The organism is Microcoleus sp. A006_D1, assembly GCF_036702805.1.
In the GTDB taxonomy this organism is placed as follows: Bacteria; Cyanobacteriota; Cyanobacteriia; order Cyanobacteriales; family Microcoleaceae; genus Microcoleus.
Window position 1 is genome coordinate 69,285 of sequence record NZ_JAUBVZ010000018.1, and the last position, 20,276, is coordinate 89,560.

At 44.2% G+C, this 20,276-nt stretch carries 29 protein-coding genes; 10 read left to right on the forward strand and 19 right to left on the reverse strand.

All coding sequences use genetic code 11. The annotated features are described in order from the left end of the window. Positions 1 to 12: 12 nt before the first annotated feature. The 4 genes from QUB68_RS24750 to QUB68_RS24765 form a co-directional block, all read right to left on the reverse strand. Entirely contained in the window at positions 13 to 2,232 is a 2,220-nt protein-coding gene (locus tag QUB68_RS24750; protein WP_332997425.1) for a hypothetical protein, read from the reverse strand. A gap of 31 nt (positions 2,233 to 2,263) precedes the next feature. Next, on the reverse strand, positions 2,264 to 3,670 hold the full coding sequence (locus QUB68_RS24755) for a CHAT domain-containing protein (protein WP_332997427.1): 1,407 nt from the start codon (positions 3,668 to 3,670) through the stop codon (positions 2,264 to 2,266). Next, complete coding sequence (locus QUB68_RS24760; RefSeq protein WP_332997429.1) at positions 3,670 to 4,830, reverse strand: hypothetical protein; 1,161 nt, start codon at positions 4,828 to 4,830, stop codon at positions 3,670 to 3,672. Before QUB68_RS24760 ends, QUB68_RS24755 begins: the two co-directional genes overlap by 1 nt. A gap of 64 nt (positions 4,831 to 4,894) precedes the next feature. Then, complete coding sequence (locus QUB68_RS24765) at positions 4,895 to 5,104, reverse strand: hypothetical protein (protein WP_332997432.1); 210 nt, start codon at positions 5,102 to 5,104, stop codon at positions 4,895 to 4,897. A 575-nt stretch (positions 5,105 to 5,679) separates the two neighbouring features. On the opposite strand from QUB68_RS24765, the gene QUB68_RS24770 reads away from it, so the two are divergent. Next, complete coding sequence (locus QUB68_RS24770; RefSeq protein ID WP_332997434.1) at positions 5,680 to 6,492, forward strand: peroxiredoxin-like family protein; 813 nt, start codon at positions 5,680 to 5,682, stop codon at positions 6,490 to 6,492. A gap of 80 nt (positions 6,493 to 6,572) precedes the next feature. Here the strand turns inward: QUB68_RS24770 and QUB68_RS24775 are convergent, their stop codons facing one another. After that, on the reverse strand, positions 6,573 to 7,616 hold the full coding sequence (locus tag QUB68_RS24775) for a tetratricopeptide repeat protein (protein WP_332997436.1): 1,044 nt from the start codon (positions 7,614 to 7,616) through the stop codon (positions 6,573 to 6,575). A gap of 50 nt (positions 7,617 to 7,666) precedes the next feature. On the opposite strand from QUB68_RS24775, the gene QUB68_RS24780 reads away from it, so the two are divergent. Beyond that, a complete protein-coding gene (locus QUB68_RS24780; RefSeq protein ID WP_332997437.1) occupies positions 7,667 to 7,804 on the forward strand; it encodes a hypothetical protein in 138 nt (45 codons plus the stop codon). 174 nt (positions 7,805 to 7,978) lie between these two features. On the opposite strand, the gene QUB68_RS24785 is transcribed toward QUB68_RS24780, so the two are convergent. Both QUB68_RS24785 and QUB68_RS24790 read right to left on the reverse strand, forming a co-directional pair. Beyond that, positions 7,979 to 8,608 (reverse strand): discoidin domain-containing protein, encoded by a 630-nt coding sequence (locus tag QUB68_RS24785; protein WP_332997439.1) that lies wholly within the window; start codon positions 8,606 to 8,608, stop codon positions 7,979 to 7,981. A 195-nt stretch (positions 8,609 to 8,803) separates the two neighbouring features. Next, positions 8,804 to 10,018 carry an outer membrane protein assembly factor BamB family protein gene (locus QUB68_RS24790; protein ID WP_332997441.1) on the reverse strand — a complete coding sequence of 405 codons (1,215 nt, stop codon included), beginning with the start codon at positions 10,016 to 10,018 and terminating at the stop codon, positions 8,804 to 8,806. A 43-nt stretch (positions 10,019 to 10,061) separates the two neighbouring features. Between QUB68_RS24790 and QUB68_RS24795 the strand changes: the two genes are divergently transcribed. The 3 genes from QUB68_RS24795 (at position 10,062) to QUB68_RS24805 (ending at position 11,981) form a co-directional block, all read left to right on the forward strand. Then, on the forward strand, positions 10,062 to 10,298 hold the full coding sequence (locus QUB68_RS24795) for a hypothetical protein (protein WP_332997443.1): 237 nt from the start codon (positions 10,062 to 10,064) through the stop codon (positions 10,296 to 10,298). Positions 10,299 to 10,572: 274 nt separating this feature from the next. Further along, positions 10,573 to 10,923, forward strand: a complete 351-nt coding sequence (locus tag QUB68_RS24800) for a hypothetical protein (RefSeq protein ID WP_332997445.1) — start codon at positions 10,573 to 10,575, stop codon at positions 10,921 to 10,923. Between the two features lie 278 nt (positions 10,924 to 11,201). Continuing rightward, positions 11,202 to 11,981 (forward strand): hypothetical protein, encoded by a 780-nt coding sequence (locus tag QUB68_RS24805; RefSeq protein ID WP_332997448.1) that lies wholly within the window; start codon positions 11,202 to 11,204, stop codon positions 11,979 to 11,981. A gap of 117 nt (positions 11,982 to 12,098) precedes the next feature. On the opposite strand, the gene QUB68_RS24810 is transcribed toward QUB68_RS24805, so the two are convergent. After that, entirely contained in the window at positions 12,099 to 12,422 is a 324-nt protein-coding gene (locus QUB68_RS24810) for a hypothetical protein (RefSeq protein WP_332997450.1), read from the reverse strand. Positions 12,423 to 12,883: 461 nt separating this feature from the next. On the opposite strand from QUB68_RS24810, the gene QUB68_RS24815 reads away from it, so the two are divergent. Beyond that, a complete protein-coding gene (locus tag QUB68_RS24815; protein WP_332997452.1) occupies positions 12,884 to 13,165 on the forward strand; it encodes a hypothetical protein in 282 nt (93 codons plus the stop codon). A 24-nt stretch (positions 13,166 to 13,189) separates the two neighbouring features. On the opposite strand, the gene QUB68_RS24820 is transcribed toward QUB68_RS24815, so the two are convergent. The 10 genes from QUB68_RS24820 to QUB68_RS24865 all read right to left on the reverse strand — a co-directional run bounded on the left by QUB68_RS24820 (position 13,190) and on the right by QUB68_RS24865 (position 17,280). After that, positions 13,190 to 13,681: an HD domain-containing protein gene (locus tag QUB68_RS24820; RefSeq protein WP_332997454.1), complete on the reverse strand. Its 492-nt coding sequence runs from the start codon at positions 13,679 to 13,681 to the stop codon at positions 13,190 to 13,192. Continuing rightward, complete coding sequence (locus QUB68_RS24825; RefSeq protein WP_332997456.1) at positions 13,681 to 14,193, reverse strand: hypothetical protein; 513 nt, start codon at positions 14,191 to 14,193, stop codon at positions 13,681 to 13,683. Before QUB68_RS24825 ends, QUB68_RS24820 begins: the two co-directional genes overlap by 1 nt. Before the next feature lie 17 nt (positions 14,194 to 14,210). Continuing rightward, a complete protein-coding gene (locus tag QUB68_RS24830) occupies positions 14,211 to 14,591 on the reverse strand; it encodes a hypothetical protein (RefSeq protein ID WP_332997457.1) in 381 nt (126 codons plus the stop codon). Beyond that, positions 14,591 to 14,998, reverse strand: a complete 408-nt coding sequence (locus QUB68_RS24835; RefSeq protein ID WP_332997459.1) for a hypothetical protein — start codon at positions 14,996 to 14,998, stop codon at positions 14,591 to 14,593. The genes QUB68_RS24830 and QUB68_RS24835 overlap by 1 nt, the downstream gene beginning before the upstream one ends. A 35-nt stretch (positions 14,999 to 15,033) precedes the next feature. Continuing rightward, on the reverse strand, positions 15,034 to 15,375 hold the full coding sequence (locus QUB68_RS24840) for a hypothetical protein (protein ID WP_332997460.1): 342 nt from the start codon (positions 15,373 to 15,375) through the stop codon (positions 15,034 to 15,036). A gap of 81 nt (positions 15,376 to 15,456) precedes the next feature. Further along, positions 15,457 to 15,756 carry a hypothetical protein gene (locus QUB68_RS24845; protein WP_332997463.1) on the reverse strand — a complete coding sequence of 100 codons (300 nt, stop codon included), beginning with the start codon at positions 15,754 to 15,756 and terminating at the stop codon, positions 15,457 to 15,459. A 10-nt stretch (positions 15,757 to 15,766) separates the two neighbouring features. After that, positions 15,767 to 16,216, reverse strand: coding sequence for a hypothetical protein (locus QUB68_RS24850; RefSeq protein ID WP_332997464.1), 450 nt, complete (start codon positions 16,214 to 16,216; stop codon positions 15,767 to 15,769). 2 nt (positions 16,217 to 16,218) lie between these two features. Beyond that, positions 16,219 to 16,449 carry a hypothetical protein gene (locus tag QUB68_RS24855; protein ID WP_332997466.1) on the reverse strand — a complete coding sequence of 77 codons (231 nt, stop codon included), beginning with the start codon at positions 16,447 to 16,449 and terminating at the stop codon, positions 16,219 to 16,221. A gap of 58 nt (positions 16,450 to 16,507) precedes the next feature. Beyond that, a complete protein-coding gene (locus QUB68_RS24860) occupies positions 16,508 to 16,804 on the reverse strand; it encodes a hypothetical protein (RefSeq protein ID WP_332997468.1) in 297 nt (98 codons plus the stop codon). Between the two features lie 116 nt (positions 16,805 to 16,920). Then, complete coding sequence (locus tag QUB68_RS24865) at positions 16,921 to 17,280, reverse strand: hypothetical protein (RefSeq protein ID WP_332997469.1); 360 nt, start codon at positions 17,278 to 17,280, stop codon at positions 16,921 to 16,923. A gap of 43 nt (positions 17,281 to 17,323) precedes the next feature. On the opposite strand from QUB68_RS24865, the gene QUB68_RS24870 reads away from it, so the two are divergent. Genes QUB68_RS24870 through QUB68_RS24885 form a run of 4 tightly spaced genes read left to right on the forward strand, consistent with a single transcriptional unit; the run spans position 17,324 to position 19,473 of the window. Beyond that, positions 17,324 to 18,364 (forward strand): hypothetical protein, encoded by a 1,041-nt coding sequence (locus QUB68_RS24870; RefSeq protein ID WP_332997471.1) that lies wholly within the window; start codon positions 17,324 to 17,326, stop codon positions 18,362 to 18,364. Between the two features lie 15 nt (positions 18,365 to 18,379). Then, positions 18,380 to 18,577: a hypothetical protein gene (locus tag QUB68_RS24875; protein ID WP_332997473.1), complete on the forward strand. Its 198-nt coding sequence runs from the start codon at positions 18,380 to 18,382 to the stop codon at positions 18,575 to 18,577. Positions 18,578 to 18,583: 6 nt separating this feature from the next. After that, positions 18,584 to 19,036 (forward strand): DUF5049 domain-containing protein, encoded by a 453-nt coding sequence (locus QUB68_RS24880; RefSeq protein ID WP_332997475.1) that lies wholly within the window; start codon positions 18,584 to 18,586, stop codon positions 19,034 to 19,036. A 56-nt stretch (positions 19,037 to 19,092) separates the two neighbouring features. Further along, positions 19,093 to 19,473, forward strand: a complete 381-nt coding sequence (locus QUB68_RS24885) for an HNH endonuclease (protein ID WP_332997477.1) — start codon at positions 19,093 to 19,095, stop codon at positions 19,471 to 19,473. Here QUB68_RS24885 and QUB68_RS24890 read toward each other — a convergent pair. After that, positions 19,406 to 20,263 carry a 3'-5' exonuclease gene (locus QUB68_RS24890; RefSeq protein WP_332997479.1) on the reverse strand — a complete coding sequence of 286 codons (858 nt, stop codon included), beginning with the start codon at positions 20,261 to 20,263 and terminating at the stop codon, positions 19,406 to 19,408. The two genes, QUB68_RS24885 and QUB68_RS24890, sit on opposite strands and share 68 nt — an antisense overlap. Between the last annotated feature and the right edge of the window lie 13 nt (positions 20,264 to 20,276).

The window sequence follows — 20,276 nt, forward strand, 5'->3', positions numbered from 1 at the left end:
CATAAATTATGTCTACCTTTCCAATGGCATTTCTGCAAAATGCTTTTGCAATAATATATGAATGAAACGATAGCGTCCACCGACAGATTGGAGGAATATACGTTCCTTGCAGTAGTCAAGAAAGCGGGCATAGTTCCAAGGAATATAGCCATTGCAGCAGAGAATAAGACGTAATATAAAATGTTGGATGCAGGCTGTACCTGATTCAGTAAGTCCAAAGAATGTTCCGGCCAACATTCCTGCAATGACGATAACTACAGTATCTGGTAAAGATAATATCGCAGATGTTGGTGTGGCAGATTTATTAAAAAGCAACGAGATAATCAGAACAAATATTTGTTCTCTCATCAAATAAGCTGATAACCCCAGCCATATACTTCCTAAACTTGCAAAATATATCGCATTGTAAAAGGATTTTTTTATACCTTGGTTAGGCTCGATTCTAATTTTTAGTTGTGGGCCACTCATCTCCAAAATACTTATTAAAATAGGCGCTATAACCATAAAAAAGACTAAATCAGGTGGTTTCCAGTTCAATAATGGAAAAGTAACTAAAGTTATAATCCAGCTAATAAATCCTATCAAACAACCAATCATTAATGATTTTGCCAAACTCCATAAAGATATATTCAAGGTTTCTACTGGTTCTATTGTTTTGGATTGGCCAATAGTAAAACAAGCCCAAAGACCAGAAAATATAGCCATAAAAAGACCAATACTCAGACCAACAATCTGACCTACAAATATATTTGTAAAATGGGAAATAATGATAAAAACTATTGTTGCTCCAATCGAACCAACAATAAAACCAAACAAACTTCCTACCCCTAAAGCATAAATCTTCTTATTGTCTTTATTGGGCAACCAATCAGGCTGAATTTTTTCAATTAAAAATTCAGTTTCATGCTGCCTCTGCAACTGATTTGCTAGATAAACTAGCCATTTTCGAGTTTGATGAGCATTGGGATTATTTTTCTTTTCATAAGCACGACTACTCCATCCCTGCAAATACATTTGTGGAGTTACAATATCTCTTTTTATGGCAGCTTTCCAGTAAGCATCAAAGAGGTACTGATGTTGTGCATTGATTGACGTTCTATTTTGAAATTCTTGAATAGACAAGGTTTTATGAGTCGCAATAAATCCTATAAGTGACAAAAACAGAGGTTTTCTTACTAGGCTCAATAGTTCAGAATCGAGTTGCAGCATATTCCATATTTCTATCTTGTTTAGATATTCTAAATACATCTGAATTTGTTCATTTGTAAGTTCTTTTAGTACAAGAGCATTATTTAGATTTAAGCGTTTATCCTGCTGAAATAAATTTTCTTCGGATTCCTGTTGAACATTTTGCTGCCATTGTCCCCGGACAACTTTCTCATACTCTTCTTTACGACTGCACACCACCAAATATTGTGGATGACACTCACTTTGTAAAAATTCATTAATCCTCCGAACGCAGAGCTCCTGACGCACTGACTCCAATTCATCTAATCCATCTAACATCGGCAGCAACTTAGCATCATCGACCCACTTCGCAACAATATCTTTCCGTATTCCATATTTCGACTTAACCTCCAAAACTAACCAATCACGCATAGACTGCTTATCCTCCTTCCAACCTGAAAGGTTACACAGCACTGGAATTACGCAATCAACATCTTGTTCAGCTCGCCCAATCAAAGCTTTTGCTAAATCTACCATTGTAGTTGTCTTGCCAGCACCTGGTTTACCTAAAACCAGCAATTTACCTGTAATTTCTTCTCGATCGAATACTTCCAAAATAGTTTGAGAATCAGGAATGGGTTTGCTAGGTTGACTCCCAATTCTAATGTCTGAACTCCAAAGACACTTTACCTGATCGGGTTGTTCTTCCTTCGCCAAATTTATGCACACCGCATTGTGCAAAGATTGATTTAGTCGGGAAACAACTTCTTCCTTCACAGCTTGCAGCAATAATTTCTCATTACGGGGACGTTGGGCTTTTTGCTTTTCTTGTAGAACCGAACGCAACGCTTCTCTGATCGCTTCAGCATCTGCACCTTGGTAAGTGCGATCGCCAATGTGAATATCTTCTCCCTGCTGAATATTGACAATATACTTGCCTGACTGTTGCATGGTTTGTTCAGCTTTGCTCAATACCTGACGCAACTCAGCCAGCTCCGACTCGGTTGCAGAACCTGCTGCGAGAATGCGATCTATAATTGTAATTAGTTCATCTAATATTGTCATTGCTTAAACTTAAATTTATCCCACACACTTCCTACTCAGAATCAGTCTTTTTAGGATTGCTAATTTCATCTCCAATTCTCGCGTGATCACCTTGAAGATTGGTAATGTATTTTCCTTTCTGTATACCAATATTCTGACCTACAGGAGCGTTGGGTACTTCCTGCTTGAAACCACCTGTCCGACCAATATTGATGTTGTGTTTCCCGTTTTGGTTAACTTTCTGATTAACGGAATTATTTTGATTTTGAACCATTTCACTTCCGCCTTGAAGCTCGCCGAGTAAAGTTTTTTTGTGACTTTCAGTCATAATAGTTGGCAGGACAAAATTGCCTCTGACTCGGCAGTACAGTACCGGAACTCCCCAATCTCGCCAATATTTTTGACGTTGTTCCTCATCTTTGAGAGCATCACATTGATTGAAAATAGCTATCCGACCTAACGATACTGCTTGCTCTAAAGGTAATCCTGCTGCCATTGCTTTGTAGAAAGTTCGACTAAATGTGATCGCACTTTCATCCCAAATTTTATACTGCATAGCGATCGCTGCCGGAATTCCGGCTGCCATTAAATTTGTGACTACTCCACTCCAAGCATTTTGTTCGTCGCGCCGTCCCGTTTCGCAAGCACCTAAAAAAACTAACTGTACGCCCCGATCGCGCAAATTAACTGCCAATGTTTCCGCTGACATGGGAGCAGATTTTCCATCTTCTCCCAGCAGCAAAATGTATCCACTGCTTGCATCTAATACTGATGTTTTAAACTTGCCATGACCCGCAAAATGAAAAATATCTGCTCCATAAATTAACTCATCTAGTAACTTTTGTGCTGTTGCTTCTGACAAGTATACAGGCTCGATCCCAGGAATATCTTGCAAGGCGTGATCGATATTCTTGCGCTCCTTATGTAAATGCAGAAGTGCTTCATCTTGGGGACTAGCCAAAGCAACTAGCAAGCGACGGTTTTTGGGAGTCGTATCTAATTTAATCCCGATGGGAAGTGGCTCGTGGCGCACTAGCGCAATTTTTTGATTTAAACCACAGAACCCGGTACTATTGTTTGCTTCGGTGAGCTCATGAACGTAGAGATATTCCCACGGAATGCTAGCCAAACTCGACTCTAAAAATAGACGCAGGCGTAATCCTTCATTAGGCTGTAATTGATTGACACTGTTTAAAAATAGCTTCCGAACCTGACTTGGTAGTAAAAAATCAGCAAGTTGCTCTCCCAAGCTAGTAATATCCTGTGCATCCGATTTTCGATTTTCAAGCTGCCTGATTTGACGCTGCCAGCATAAAGGAATTGGCCCGACAAACTCAGGAGTTTTACTTTCACCTGCGGGGGATTCTAAGACTCGCACTGAAAATTGCTTGTTGTCTGAATTGTCACGTTGGACAGTATCAACGACGAGTAAAAATTCGTAATAGTTATTAATTATCATTAGCTGTTTCCTCCATCGCCAGTTACCAGATGATTTTCGACAATACGGCGCACCCCAGGCACGCAATCTAGAAGTGTTAGATTAGGAGAATCTACGTAGTCAGCACCAACTAATATTACATACCCTCCTAAAGTAATGTACAAAGATGCTACCAGCAAATCACCTTGAGACAGTGTTGCTGCCGATAAAGTTCCAAACCACCTCGAACCTTGCAGTACCTTTTCAGCCCAATTTATCTGTTGTCGGTAAGCTGCATCGAGCTTGCTAATGCTTTGAATGGCGGTAATAAATTGTTCTAAATTTGCTGTACTGCTATCTGCTAACTGTTGAAGATTCTCGGTTGTCTGTTCTGTTTGGTAAAACCTTTCTAAAATATCGTTCAGCTTAGCTCCTTCTTTAAGTTCTTGTATCCATTCAAGTACCTGCTTAGCGGCTGTTTCTGCTAATTTTCGTCCCAAAAGTTTGATAACAGATTCATAAGCTCTGTTGAAGAAATCGCGAAACGCATTGTAAAGACGAGAGACATTTTCAGATTGCCCTAATACCCCAGCTATATCCATGCCGACAAAACCAACAGCTTGAGCTAGCTCAGTTACACCCAAACCCATAACCCTGGTTATCGCCAATTCACCAGTTTGGCTGGCTCGTTTTAAAATCAAATGAAGAGTATCTTCAACGGTATTTGATAACTCTATCCGAGCTGTAGGAATATCTGTTATTTCTCCCTCACCTCGCTCTGTAGTTTGAGAACTTACTTCGGCTTGACCGAGTATAACTTGAAGGTTTTCTTCAATACTCCGTAAGTTAGCAAAACTTCGTTCTCCGCTTTGATTGTTAGACCAAGTAGTTCCTTCTTCTTCCTCTAATGCTGCTTGGTATAGATAAGCGCTAATTTCTAAGTCAGTTAGAGCTTTAGCCAACAGTTTCACCGATGATTGAAAACGCATGGTTGGATCAGTATTTGTTTGCTGAACCGCCAAAACTGAAGTTAAGGATGCCGATACTGGAGATAAACTTTCTGCTTGTTGGGCTAAATCTTGAGCTGAATTCGGCCCCCGTCCTCCTCTTTCACCAGTCGGTTCGCCCGATGCTGCGAACAGTACACGCACTTTGTCAGCATAATTATGAGCAATTTCTAGAGAGGCATCTGGTGTATTCATTACTAAAGATAATTAATAGATAAGTTGTGAATCTTCAATGATTTAACATGATAAAACGAGAACGCTAGCCGTACATCTTCGCTTCTAACGCGGCCATCCGCTGTTCCAACTCCATTATTCGCTGGCTCAATGGCAAATCTTCTGTTGCGCCCAAATATTGAGCTAGCGCCGCTATCAAAATCTCGGATTTAGTTGCGCCCACCCGATTAACGTATTCGGAAAGTTTATCGTAGAGGGTAGGTGGGATTCTGGCTCCGATAAAAACGGTTGCCATAAGAAGGTACTCAACGCTTTTTTACAATGTTAGCAACTGTTTTCGGTTTTGTCTATTATATTGCTACGATCTTGCAAAATACACCCTAGGGAATACAGGTTTCCCTAAACTGTAGCATTCAGGCTGACGGCAGGCTGGCGATCGCTTGAGCCGAACATCCTTTTCCTTCACCCAAATATATATAATTTGTTAACAAGTTTTGCTGTCAAATGCAATGATCCTTCCAGTTCTGGGAGAAAGTAAACCCAAAATCAAGCCAACCCCCAACAGCAAACCATGCCCTTGCCTCCCCGATTGCGTAGGCTCCATCCGGGGCGGAGCCATCGCTGCTTTCTAGCTCGGAGAAAGCAGCGATGGGTCAGGTTGCGGGGAACGCGGTAAAGTTGAAGCAGTCAACATTGGTTTGCTGTTGTGCGGAGTGAGCAATGTTTAAGATTGCGTCCTGGATTGATGGTTCGTTTCAACCAGGTGATACATCAATTCGGAAAGTAGCCGTCCGATTTGATGTGAATAAAGCATCTGTCCAACAACTGATGATTTTCTACTTTCCCAATTTCTCAATAGATAATTAGCCCATGAATATTCGTACCCTCTTGAGCCAAACCGAACGCCAACGGGTGAGTGATGGAGCCGTTTTACCCATTTTGAACGGTTGCGAATCCTCTACGAGGCAATTGGTGCTGCTCTTGCCACAATTGGGAGATTTCGACAGCCTTGAATATGCTTGGTGGCTGCGACGGGATGCTCAACGGCTTGAAGCACAAGGGATCACAATCTGTGCTGTGGGAATTGGCGATCGCTCATCGGGTCAGCGATTCTGTGGTTATACAGGATTTCCAAGTGACTGTTTGTTTGTAGATCCCACAGGTGAACTGCACCAACAACTTGACCTATATCCAGGTTTATCCTTAAAACTACCCGGTTTATCGGCTGCTACCAATGCTTACCTCAATCTATTGTTCATGTGTGCGGGGATTGGTAGCCCTGGCACTCTGGCAGAAGTATGGAGAGGGTATCGAGGCGACGCAAGAGCACCTCAATTAATTGGTGATGATGAAATTATCCAGGCTTTTCCTCTTCCACCCCTCAGAGACTCCACATTCCAGTGGGCAGGTGGCAAAGGTTTCCAACGTCCATTTGAATTGGCAACTTTGCGGCTGCGGAATATGGGAGAAGTGCTGAGTCATTGGAAAACCTATGTTCCAAATGCTGCTTATCTCACTCAACGAGGCGCAACCTTCTTGTTTAATGCTCAGGGAGATTTAGTTTACGAGCATCGAGATCGCGCCATCCTTGGTTTTGCGGATGATATGAGCAATCCCCTGACATTTTTATCATCAGAAATGACGGCTGATGGAGACTCGCTAAGGCATGGCGATATGCAGTGACTACCACATTCAAAAGGATACGCTCACCTCAGTTCTAGGGAAAACTAAACTGCCATTTTTCTACTGTGAGGCGTTGCTTTTTAAGGGTTTCTAGCGCGTTTCCTGGCTTCTGATGCTTTGATATCATAACCGGAATTAGGATTAGTTTTGTGCAGTTGCATTAACAAATCGATGTAGAATTCGTAGTAGTCCTGCACTGTGGCAAAGTATGAGGTGCGAAGTTCTGTGGCGGTTATTGGGGTGGAGAGATTCTCAACTATTTTGAGAGAGGCTTCAATATCATTAAGTGCTTCGGTAAAATTGCCTAAATTGCGTTTGACAAAAGCCATGTTGGAAAGGGTGACAGCTTCTCCACCGCGATCCTCTACTGCGCGTCTCAAAGTTAGCGACTGGTTGTAATACTCTAGCGCTTTCTGTTTTTCTCCCAAATCTGAGTAAACTTTGCCGATGTTGTTGAGGATGACGGCTTCCCCACGGCGATCGCCTATTGCCCGTTTCAGGAGAAGCGCCCGGTTGTAATACTCTAACGCTTTCTGCTTTTCTCCCAATTCTGAGTAAATTGAGCCAATGCTCTTAAGAATGACGGCTTCCCAGTGAGGACTGCGTACTGCCCGAAATAGCGACAAGGATTGGTTGTAATAATCTAGCGCTTTTTGTTTTTCTCCAAAACTTAAGTAGATTCCGCCGATGTTGGAGAGGAGGGTAGCTTCCCCACCGCGATCGCCGATTGCCCGTTTCAGGGGAAGGGACTGGTTGTAATAATCTAGTGCTTTCTGGTTTTCTCCCAAATTTAAGTAGGCTCCACCAATATTGTTGAGGGTGAGGGCTTCTCGACTGCGATTGCCCGCTTCTCGATACAGTTTTAATGCTTTTTCATATTTGACGATCGCACCTCTTAAAGCTTCCGCTGTTCCTTGTTCGTAGAGTTCCTCTGCTTCTCCATATAATTTTTGGGCAGCGTCGCTACTGTTAGTTTGTGCAGTTTGTACAACTTTGCCAACGGGCACGGCTGCTGCAACTGGCTGACTTAGCTGAAGCGAAAGTGCGATCGACATACCGGCAAAAATCCATTGAGTGCGATCGAGCATAATCACCCTTTTTGTATTTCCTTCAATCTTAGTCATTAGGTCAGTTGGTGTAAAAATATACAGAAGTGGGTCAGAGGAGAGTTGCTGTGAAATATCGAATATCGCGATCGATCATTGCCGTTGTCGTTTTAATCTTGCTGGTAATCTCTGCGGTAGTCGGTACTCTTAACTTTGACAGTTTGATAGTGCTGGATGTAGCAATCGAACTCTTTGCGTGGCGGTAGTTAATGAGAATAAGGCCCAGTTTTTCAATGCTCATAACTCCCACCTGAAGTACCGATATGAGCACCCGTCGCCTTTTTACTCCACCAATAAGCGTGTGAATTTAAGTTGAGTCGGTCCGCATCGCTACCGCACCGATTTCAGTTCTGAGCTATCCTAAAAAACACTTGAACCTCTTACTTTTTTGGGGAGTAAGCCCGGAGTTGATGGAACGTCCCCCAACCATTCCATTGGCCGTCTGGTGGCTCCCAATACTTGACATATCGAGCGGTCGTCGGGGGAATTGCAACATCAATATCAAGTTTATTGAAACTGGTCTTTGGAGAGTAAGGATGGACTATCTCAGAAGCTAATCGCCAAGTCTTATTATCCGTTGAAACCTCAACGCGAAAGGTTAGTGAATTCTTAAACGCACCATCCCAATCAATATTGTAGCCAACACCGTTGAGTGAATAAACCGCACCTAAATCGACAATTTGAAAGGTGCCAGTGCCTTCATTGGTTCCGTTTCCCCACCGCCCTAGTTTTGGATAATTCGTTGTTGTTTGGTAATCAGCCGGATCGTTAGCATTTGCCCAACCAGGATAGATAATCCCTCCGTTTCTGGCAATCACTCGTTTACCCGCAGCTACATTGATGCCTGATATCGGCTTCGATGAAGCAAGATTGCTCGGAGATGCTGATTCCACTGCTGGCGGTGGAAGTGTAGGAGTGTTTGATACTTGTTGAATCGATCGAGAACAGCCAGCCACAGCTCCCGTAGCGAGGAAGATCCAAGCAAACCAGGCACACAATTGTTTCATCATTTGAGGAGGGACAATCGCCCCAGCAATTTAGGCGTATTATCCAAAGATACACTCGCCTCAGTTCTGGGGGCAACTAAAACCGAACCAAAAACCCAGACCAAAACCCCACAGACCCGCTATGCCCAAAATCCCTGAGTGCGATCGCCATCACAAACATTCTTAATTCAATGGGGCGAAGAACGGCTCTTATAGAATCTATTCTACGGCATGAGGCGTTGCATCAAACGCATAGATTCTGTTTCGCAGGACATAGTAAAGCGTATCGTTATACAAAGATGGTCCCTGAGTAGAGGGAGAGTATCCCGCACAGTTGTGGCACTCTTTATATTGCCAGTAGGGATTCCCGGTTTGAGTATCAAATGCGTAAAGAACTTCTTCCGACAAAAAAAAGACTGTACCCTTGTGGGCAAACGCACCTGTGTAACTGGTAGATGCTTTGGTAGGAAATCGCCATTTCTCTTGTCGCGTTACTAAATTAACAGCATGCAAATTGGGGCTAACCCCGCCAAAGTAAATGACATTATCGGAAATTGCCAGATCCGAATCTACCATGCCCTCATGCACTGAATATTGCCATTGAAGTTTGCCGGTCTGAGCATCAAGCCCATAGATGTAGCCCCGATGTCTAGTCGCATCGCCAGAGCCAATGTAAACCCTCCCCTTGTCCAAAAGGGGAGTGCTGTCCACCGAGTTATCAGTGGCAAATCTCCAAAGGGGTTTACCAGTTTGGACATCTAGCGCGTATAAACCGCTGCGAGTGCCTATGTATACAACGCCATTCGCAACCGTTGGAAAAGACATTACCTCATCTGGACGACCTTCAAACCGAGTGTTAATTTGGAACGGTTGAAGCGTTCCGTATGCCGGGAAGCTCCATTTCGACTTGCCTGTCTTGGCATCAAGTGCATAAAGATACCCATCTAGGCTTCTAAAGCAGGCTACACCATCAAACACTACGACTGGCGAAAGAACGTTGTTACTGACATTGGTTTGCCAATTCAATTGCCCAGTTTGTACATCCAGTGCATAAACATGAGGCGATGAACCTATGGTGCCAACATACAGCACACCGTCAGCGATAACAGGAGTATTGCTAACTTGGTTCGTAGGGGATAACTTAAAGCGCCAACGTTCTCTTTCTGTCTCGACCTCAACCGCAAAAACAACTGAGGAAAGTTGAGATAAATCAAAGCTTTCTTCGCCACCGAAATACATCACGTTTTGTGCAATCGCAGGTGCGGAGGAAGCGTTGTATTTGTAGGTACGCTTCAGTTCCTTAGTAAAGAACCTGTCTATCATGGAGTCAGAAGATATCCGAAAATCCGAACATTTCACAGCTAGCAGCAAACTCATTATTGTCAGAGGAGGAATCCAGAGTCGAGAATGTATTGCTTTTTGTAAATCAAACATAATAGAGAATTTTCCTGAGTTTATTACTCAAGTTTAAACTACCTTGCCTACGATATCGAATGATGCAGTGGTTGAACCCCAAACCAGCGAAGATGTTCTCGACCGAAACAAATCCCTGGTTGGTAGCGGTGATGTATTGTATGCGACTGTTCCCAGTATGTCTAAAAACGGTAAATACGAGATTGCATTCAACAATCGATCGGGCAATCCGGGCAATGCTGCTTTTCGTTTTGGATTTGCAGCAACTTGCGGGAGGAAAAATTGCGAGAAAGCCTCCTAAAACCAATCCCAGGTATCAGGCTCAATACAGTTATGTAAAACTAATTAATGGCTCTCCAGCTCTCGTAACTTCTTGGTGCGATGGTACTGCGTGTTGGTCGAGCGTGAGCGTGGACATCGCATAATATTTTGTACGAAGTTGCATCCAAACTGCGCCAGCCCGATGCTGCCATTGAAATTGCCAACTCTGCAATCTCAAAGTAGGCGTAAGCCTGCGAAAAATCAGCGTTCTACCTTAACGTTCCCAAACTTGACATACAGCCCAACCCGCCGCCATGCCCAAAATTCCTGAGTGCGATCGCTGTCTCCTCTACGCCCGCAACCCACACTTAGTCTGTGCCGTGCATCCCACAGGCCCGACCGCCGACACTTGCCTCGACTTTCGAGCCGACCCCAATCTCGAACCCGATGAACTGTGGGAACCAGAAGGCGCGAGTTACTATAACGGCGAGTTAATTCTGCAACCGCGGCAGCGGTGGACAGCATCAGAAAAATTGGAACTGCTGGATACTCACCCTTTGTTTACTGGCCGGTGTCCCCAGTGCTCGCACACCTTCCCCAAGTACGAACAGCCCCCGGTGCATTGGGATTGTGCGGAGTGCGGGTGGGTCGATGATTCGGTATAGGCTGGTAGGGATTGGGCGATCGTTGGTTTTATTGGTTGCAGAGCGATGAGAAGTGAGTCGGGGAAATTAGCTTTGCTGGTGTCTGTTATGGAAGAAGGAAAAGAGCTGCTGCGATTATCCTGATTTTACTGTTGGTGTTGGTATTTTGAGCAGAGGAATGAATTTGTTTTGGTTGCAAGGAATATCGGCACCACGGTAGCCAGTTTATCTGACTAGCGAGAACAGGCAAAAGCTTTGCGGTGGATAACTAGCACTATTAGCTAAATCAAGGATTAAATATGTATAAGAAAATAAGTAGATTTGGTGCTGTGGCTACTTTCGTACTTACGGGAAGTATTACTCTAGGAACCGCTATCTTTTCACCAGCAAATGCACAACCTGCTGGATGTGGAAGCGGTTGGTCATACACAGCTCTGCGTTATGTTCTGAGTCCTATCTCCAGCAGACAATTTAATGTAGCTTGTGTTGAACATGACCAGTGCTACGAAACTTTAGGTAAATCGCAGCAAGAATGCGATAAGGCATTTCACAACAGGATGCTCGGTATATGCGCGAGAGACCACAATACTATAATTGGAAAACCTCTTAAAGCAAGGTGCAATGGATTTGCAGATATTTACTACAGTGCTGTTAAAAAAAATGGAGGCGAACCCCATAGCCAAGCTCAAAAAGCTGCTGCACAAAAGGCATCTGCACCACATTGTGTCTCTGTAAATTCAAGAACTGCGTGGCAAAGATTTAACCTACCTCGTGCATTTACAAAAATTGCAAGCATTAGTGGAGGGTGGAGTGTTGACGCTAAAAGTTATGCTCCCGTTGGAGCCTCTGGGCATACTGGGCGCGATGCTGAGTTGCTTGCACCATACAATCAGTACAAATTTGACCAGCAGTTTCCTTTTGGGGTCTTGTTGATGAGTAGCGGACAGGGAACTGTGTGGGTTCAGAGTCCTAATTCATTCTCTTCCGCGCCTTTTAGTGCAATAGATATGAGAATCAATGATGCGGATAATGCACTGGGTGATAATGCGGGTTCTCTTCAAGTGTGTTTCGGTAATTAGATGCAGCGTTCAGGTTGCTTTAACAAACCCGCTTTACACCAACAGTCTGTGTAATTTTTGCGGGTCGGTGGCAGGATTGGAGCGCTCGCTTGTTGCTTCAGCAGTATCCTTAAATTATCAGCTACGCCAAAACACTCGATCGACACCCCATTTGAGAGTACAGCCGACCAATCCTCCAGCAAACACCACGAACGCACATTGAGGCAACACAGTTAGCAAAACCAACTTATGAGGCCACCACTGCCACGCACCAAACAGCATTGCTGTGTAAAAACTAAGTTCGGTTATTTTGCCAGTGGTTGCTTCACCGATCGTCCAGCCCAGACGGATTCCCTGGCAACAAGCGTCCATTATTTGAACGAACAGCACCAAATTCAATAAAATAGCGATGCTGCTGAGGATGTTGCTGTTGATATTTTGCAAAAAAGTGATGAAATTCATAGCGTTGATTTTTTAAACTACTCCCAATTTAGCAAGCTTAACAGCGGTTGTGTGGTGGATTCTCAAGTTGCCGAGTCCGCGAGCGACGGTCAGTCCAGGAGTCAAAAGCTCAGAAGCTCAGGATTGGTGGTAGTTGTGTGCGATCGTAAAGAGAGTTTGTGCTGTTGTGTACTTTGTGTGATCTGACGCAGGCGATCGGGCGTTGCTTAATCAGGGTATGAAATAAATAATTGAAAAATCCAGAAGCTTTGTAAACGCTGGTTTTTATGAATTGCATATTTAGCCTTTCATACCGTAAATCAGCAAGGCCAAAACCAGAAATTCGATGACTGGGTGCGTTAGTTTTTATCGCCGGTTTTCCTAGAGCCAATGTTCTGTGCTTTCCCAGTTCTGGATGGCGATCGCCAGCCAGAGCGTGAAATGATAGCAAGGGAAACGTTGAGAAATTGAAACCTAATACAATGACCGACTCGCCCATCGAAGCACTGGATTTACTGGACACGGACTACGCTGACATCCTTGGTAACAGCAGCCTTGCATCATTTGAACTGCAACTGGTTAAGTTTGGCGTTGACCTGGCATCAGCGCGCACCAACACTAATTTGATTGCGCTGATGCAGCATAAACCTGAAACTCAAGAGGAATGGGAATCTCTAACGGCAGCTTGGGAGGAAGCTTGCGGCTACAAACCTAGCGATGAGCATTTTCAATTGCTTTCACAGTTAATTTGGGACGATCGATAACTTATAGATTAACGGCCTCAAAGTTCAAGTAGATGCTTTGATGAGACGGTTCCACACGGGCAATAGGTTCGCATCATCGGTGTACAAGAGTTCTTTGAACAAGGGAAACTCTTTGTTGTACATCTTGTAAAGTTTGCGATTTGTCTCAAGACTGGCTTCGGTGTTAGCAATTCTATCAGCCAGTTTCACAATCAAAGCTTTTTTGTGGGATTGGATCTTTAGTGCGGTTTTGCGGAACTTTGCAGCTCGGTTTTCTCCAGGTTCATTGGTTACGGCAAACACAATATCGCTGATTTCATGCCCAAACTCTGATACTAATTCAGTGTAAGTAGTTTCGGTGTCCTCTAGGGTATCGTGCAACCAGGCTGCTGCTGCAATTGCTTCATCACTTAGATACCCGAACTCGCTCAGAACTTGAGATACTTGAGCTAGATGGTATGAGTAAGGACGATCGCCGTACTTTTGATTAGCGTGTTTGGCGATCGCGAAATCCTTGGCTTTCTCTACAATGTTCATTAAATTCCACGCATCACTTGAGCTAAAGCACCGCTGGGCAATCCATCTATAAGCAACGAAAACCCTTCGAGATAATTGCCATCAAGGATGCTCAGGTTATCAGGACGATCGCGCTCTTCTAAAAAGGATTGCACCCACACCATAGAGAGAGGAATGCCAAAATAGAAGCCCGGTATATCCCAAGTCGGGTCTATGGCGCATCCATCAGCATCTAAGAGCCAAGCGTGGGCAAGCGGAAACCCCACATCGGTGTGGATCGCGTAACCCTCAACGTAGGTAAGGTTGCTATCCTCGAACGCTAGTTGTTGGCAATTACTGTAACAATATTTTGCTAGACCTCGCTTCAATGTTTTGGGTAATTTTTTAGCTAGCATAATCTGACCTTGTTCTAATACTAATTGCTCAAAGCACGAATACTTGTGGTTGGGACCAGTCTTTCCTTGTCTGATAGTTATCATGTTTTCGAGATAGTCTTTGAGTTCAATTTCGATATTGCTGATTAGGTGGCTCATGTTTTCTAGTTCCTTGGTTATTGATGAACTGAATGCTTAGCTTTTTTCTTTCCTTTCAATGCCACATCTCTGTTTGAATAGCCCAATTCTCTGCGTTGCATTCTCTTCTCAACTTCAGTTTCCCAGCCAACAGGAAAACATACTTTGAGAAGCTCAACGTGTTCAATCTCCTGTTTGGTCAACCACCACTGTCTACCAGCAAATCTAACGGGGCGCGTTAGTTGATTGCTTGACTCTAGGTGTTGCTCTAATTCAGCAATTTCGGTAGCGTCTAGCCCGTAAGTTTCAGCTTGTTCGCACCATTGACCCCAAGTCATGTGTACGTTGGGATAGTTGACAGTGGACAAGAAATCTTGTGTCCGCTCGTACAGATCCTCTTGATTGATGTAAATAGTCATTACTTAATTTCCTCTAAGTTTTTTATTTCCAACTGCATCAGCTTTTCCAATTGGCGGTTGAGCAATTGTGCATCCGTTTCATTTCCGCATCGTTGCTTCTCCAGCCATTCCAGAATCTCTGGTTTTGGACGGAACGAAAGAACGGGGCGCTTGACATCGTACTTAGCTTTCGACTCTCGGATAATCTCAGGGTTGTTAGCGTGCCATTGCTGCTGCGGGGAGATTTCCACAACTTCAATATCTGTCCACATTGCCCTAAGTCTTTCACCCGATCGTCCTATAAACAGATGAGTTTCTAAATACTTTGTAGCACCTTTTTCGGTTTTCCAAGTTTTTGCCGTTTCAATAGTTGCCGAATCAACAGCATTGTATTGTGGATCGCCTTGAGTAGGGCTAAAATAGCGCACTCGGTTATCCTTTTTGAATCTGATGGCGTACAAGCTCAACTTACGCTCTCCTGTACCTGAGCAAGTTGTTGGTAACGCTGCCAAGCCTGTTGTGCGAGTTCTTCAAAATAAAAATCGGGTCTATCAGGTGAAAAAGTCTCGGAACTATGGTTTTTGTAAGCTTGCTCTGCTGCTTTTTGGACTTGGGTTCGAGCTTGAATGAATAGGGATTGGTGCTGTTCTGAGCCTAGTTCTGATTCGTCAAGTACCAAGTAACTGTTCGGATATTGGGCTGTGGCATTGTCAGCACCTCTACGGGTTTTCCAGCGTTTAGCGCTAGACAAAGTGTTGGCGTAGTAGAATTGTTCTGGTTGTCTAATGGATTGGGCTATAAACATAATCTGTGTTGTTCTATACTATGTGGCAACCAAGCTTTAGATACGTATACTTAAAGCTTGATTGTGTTGCAACTTAACCGACTAGCGGAGTCGGTATTCGGTTTCTAGGTACTGGATTATGAGCTTCCACTTTTCCTTACACAGGAGTGTAAATTCAGCACGTTGAGGTTCTGGGATTCGGTAGCCTACCATTGCTGCCCATCCAGAACAATTATCAAGCTCGCGACCTCCTCTATCTTGGAAAACTGTGTACAATTTCTGCATAGCTAGACTTGCCACAATATCTAACTCATCGTCAGTAGCAAGAGGAAGTGTGTTGAATTCCTCTTGGGTGATAACGCTTGATTCTACTTCTATCCCTAGATAATTTACTTTTTTCACTTTTTACCTCCTACTTTTCTACAACTTGACAACCTAACTCAACCTGAATCACCTCAATAAAGGCATCGACCAATCTTTTATATGAAGACGCTCCGCATTTTGCAGCAGCATAAATAGGAAAAAGATTTTCTTCATCCAATTGTTGCATCATTTTGCCGATCGACTCTGGACTGTACGATCTGGGGTAAACTACAAAGCCACCCCCTGATTCATCCCACAAACATTTCACTTTGGTAAAGCTCAGCACGTCCTGGATATCAGCAACTCTTGCAGCCGGGCCCGACCAAAAGAAGCGACCGTCATAATGCTTCACTGGCAACTGAGATGCTGCCATATCCAAGCAAAATTGGCGGTGTTCCGGTTCTGAGTATCTGTTCGTTATTCCGATAACCGCGCTTCCTTGCAGCGGTTGAGAATTGCGACCACCGAGTACCGCATCATATTGATTGGGCTGAGCCATGTTTACCGTTCCTCCTGATTCAATACCTCTGGCATCTGATATCTGGCATTAACTTCTAAATCTCCGAATTCAACCTCTTGTTCTTCGAGATAATTATCAATTTCACCCAAGCAAGCTGCCGCCATTTTTAAGTACACTTTCATTCTGGGATTGTCGCCATGAATATCTTCAATTTCCCATCCTTCGGTTTTGGCTAGTATAAGCGCCAGTCTTTCGAGTAATTCGTGATACATGATATGCTCCGGGTTATGGGTTTAGGTGATGAATATATTGCCGTTGCACTAAAGTTCATCAATGAATATCCTTTAAATATTTTTCGTTCAAGTGTTGCAGCAATTTTGGCTGTCTCCAGGAAACAAGATTGATTAAAGCTTCTAGCCGATCGTGCCAATACTTGCGGATTGCATCAATTTCGGAATTGGCTAAATTCTGATGCTGTTCTGTTAAGTCCGTCGTAGCCCATTCAATGGCTTGCTTGGCTTTTTGAAGCTGGGCTATACAAAGTGCGTACTCCGATTCGATGTCAGCCTCGAATTCTGCAACCAGGGGTTGCTGTTGCCCAGTCATGTATTCTTTGCCTTTGAGCATACTCATCCCTCCTGTAAAACCTAATATCTTGCTTTTGAGGAAACTGTCGATTTCAGCTTTCGCGGGATGCAGTTATTTTTAAATACACCTTGATTCTGGGATTGTCTGAATAACTGTCATTTTTTCCCCTTTTGGAACATAGCTCGGTTAGCCGCTACACCATCGAGCACCAAACTCTCAAGTTCGGCCTCTATCCAAATCGTTGCCCCCGAACACCGAGCTTTGGCTGCATCCTGGACTAACGTACAACCGGCAGTGAACTCTACCCGCTTGGCATACACCGCACCCAAGTAAGTATTGATGCTGATGGCTCGTTCGTCCACCAAAGCTCCCTTTTGCTTCGTAGCCTTTTTATTTGCAGCAACAATGTGCCTGTTTACGTAAATCTGTGCTTTCATAACTTGTGTATCCGAACTTGCTTTGGGTATTGGCGATCGCTCTTTCCGCTCAAAGTTAGGAGCGATCACCTTTTTCACAACATCCTCAGTATTATAGTTCGTTTACGAACAAGTGTCAAGAGTGTCAGCATTCAATTTCTTGGGAGATGCGCCGTCGTTGGATGACTATTGGCGCGGTATCGTACTGTTCGGTGTAAACGTTGCTTCCTACAAGTTTGCGCTTGCTAAGTCGCTGTTGGAGCTAGCACCAGGGGGGAAAACCCTGATTGCATTGGATGAATTGGCAGAGCCGTATGCTAGGCACGTTCTGGAACACTTGCGCCTGTGTGACAGCCAATCTCAGCAAACTAGCGCTCCCTATCCTTTTTTGGAAGCTTGCCGCCAATACAACCGAGATGAGATTAGTTACGACCAGTTGATTGGGATTACGGCTAAGCAAGGGTTGGAGGTGGTGCTCAAGAAATTCCACAACCTCAACTCATCTGCTACTCCTGTGAGTTTCTTTAGGAATGAGCGCCTGGGTTCTAGGGCAAGAGCGATCGTCCTGACCGATGAGTTGTTTCGGATGCTAGAAGGCAACCAAGCTCAGAACTTACCGGCTGAGATTGAGGCTAGGTGGCGGCTAGTCGAAACGGCGTGGGAACTCGGCATCTCCCGCAACCTGATTGCTGTGGATTATGATGCTGAGGAAAGTTTGCTGTTTGTTCAGAGCAACCGCCGCGTCAACATCACTTCGTGCCGTAGCGCCCTCAACGGCTATCAAAAGGGCAAGTGCTTCTATTGTTTCGGGGAGATTTCGATTATTAGTGGAGCGGAAGGTTTAACGGATGTGGATCACTTCTTCCCCTACGTTCTCCGCAACGCAATGAAGCAACCCATTGACGGCGTGTGGAATTTGGTGCTAGCTTGCGTTACCTGCAATCGAGGTGTCTGTGGTAAGTTTGCCCAGCTACCGCATCAACGGTTTCTAGAGAGACTCCACAAGCGCAACGAGTTTTTTATCAACAGCCACCACCCTTTAGGAGAAACCATAAAGCTGCAAACAGGTAAATCCGAAACTCACCGGCGTTCTTGTTTGATAGGAAACTACAATATAGCAAAAACTGGTAGACTTATTAACAGTAACTGGCAACCTGTGTTTGAATATCCACCTGCTTTTTGATTGCTCATTAAACCTATGGCTAATAACTTTCAACAAATCAAGCTTTACTTTAACGTACAAAAAATCTGTTTGGGCGGTGTAGCGGATGATTGGTGGCAGCAAGATTTTGATGGCGATTATTGGGCTTCTGATTATTTCTGGCTACCAACAGGCTACAATCCAATTGGAAAAGATGGGGATGAACTCTCTCAATTTAGCAAACCTCATAACTAACACGCTATGAACGACAATCAACAAAGCATATTGAAATCGCATCCGATTCCCGGCGATCGCGCTACGGCTCCCGGTCGCATTACTCTCAGAGAATGGTGTCCCAACCAAGAATGGGTTACGCATTTCTACAACCTGCAAGATGGTGGGTTTTATTACGGCCGTTACTTTACGGATTTAGCCGAAGCTGAGGCTAACTTCGAGCAACGGGTCAAGGAATATCTGGGCTTGGGACAACTGCCTAGTTCTTCTGAATCAGAGGAACCGGTCAAAGTGCCAGAACACATTCTCCAAGGCATTGATGCAGTCAGAGAGGCAAATACAACCAATATGTTTAACGCAGGCATGGTGCGAATTCAGGCTGTAGCTTTGGGATACATGGAAACTGCTGAATGGATTGAAGCAAATCTAGAAACCTATTGCAGCGGTATTTTTAGGGGATTTGCAGCACTCTCAACTTGATGGTAGCATTGTCACTTGAACAACAAAAGCGATCGCCACATTCTGAGAAATGAGCTATGGCAAAACCTAAGAGGTATCCCGACAATTGGCAATCCATCGCATTGTTAGTCAAAGAAAGCGCTCTGTGGCGCTGTACGAAATGCAACCAACAATGTCTGCCATCCGGTACTAAAAGTGGCTTAACCAAGTCCGAACGCTTGAAGGTAACTTTGACGGTACACCACCGCAATCGGATACCAGAGGACAACCGCCTCGAAAACTTAGTTGCGCTTTGTACTGCCTGCCACCTTTCCTACCACAATCGCCGTGAGTCCAACGTATCACCGGGGCAGTTATCTTTGTTTGCCGATGATGCAATGGATTGGGATATCAGCGATCGCCCTGGGGAATTGGTACGGGACAATTCATCTCATCCGAATCCGCTGCCATCTGTTTAATTAGCCCAAAAGCAGCCGTGCAATCTCCCAATGCTCTGTGGTTGCCGCTAGGTAAAGGGAAATACTGATAATCTTTGTGATAGTAGCTCCAGTAACCACCCCACTGTGCCGCCCATTCCATTAAACAATCAGAGCGCTTTTGTAACATTAAAATTGGCAAGCCGTAGAGTTCGCAGCAGTAGTTCAATATTTTAATATCAAATTGGGCGTTGTAAATCAAAATGCGTTTATCCTGAAGCACTTTGGCAATGCGGGAATAGAATTCGGGAAACAAGGGTGCATCCACTACCATTTCATCCGTTATCCCGTGAATTGCTGTTACTTCGGCGGGGATTAGGATTGAAGGTTTGATTAGCGTATTTAGAAGCGGTTCGCCCTTGTGACTGACGATCGCTATTTCTACAACTTCCGCATCGTACAATCCCGTTGTTTCGGTATCCAGAATCACCCAATCATCCATAACTAATTGTTCTCTCGCCCACAAAACGGCATTTATTCTATCTCGTTCAATAAATCCAACTTTGCGATACCATTCCTGGTAATCCCGCTTAATCTTAGCTTTGAGACGGTTGGCGGCTAAGGTTTCTAATTGTTTTGGAGTGGCTTTTCTCTTGGGTCGGCAGCATTCAGGATTCTTGGGATCGTAAAGCAGGACATTATATTTTTGAGTTTCGATAATCCCGATCGGTTTCAAAGGTGCAAGACTCAACTCTGCCAACTGCTTTTTAGTTTTCAGATGTTCTGGAGGCTCATTGGATTCACCCCACCAACTATATTTGGTTAGTTCCATATTTGACAAGTCA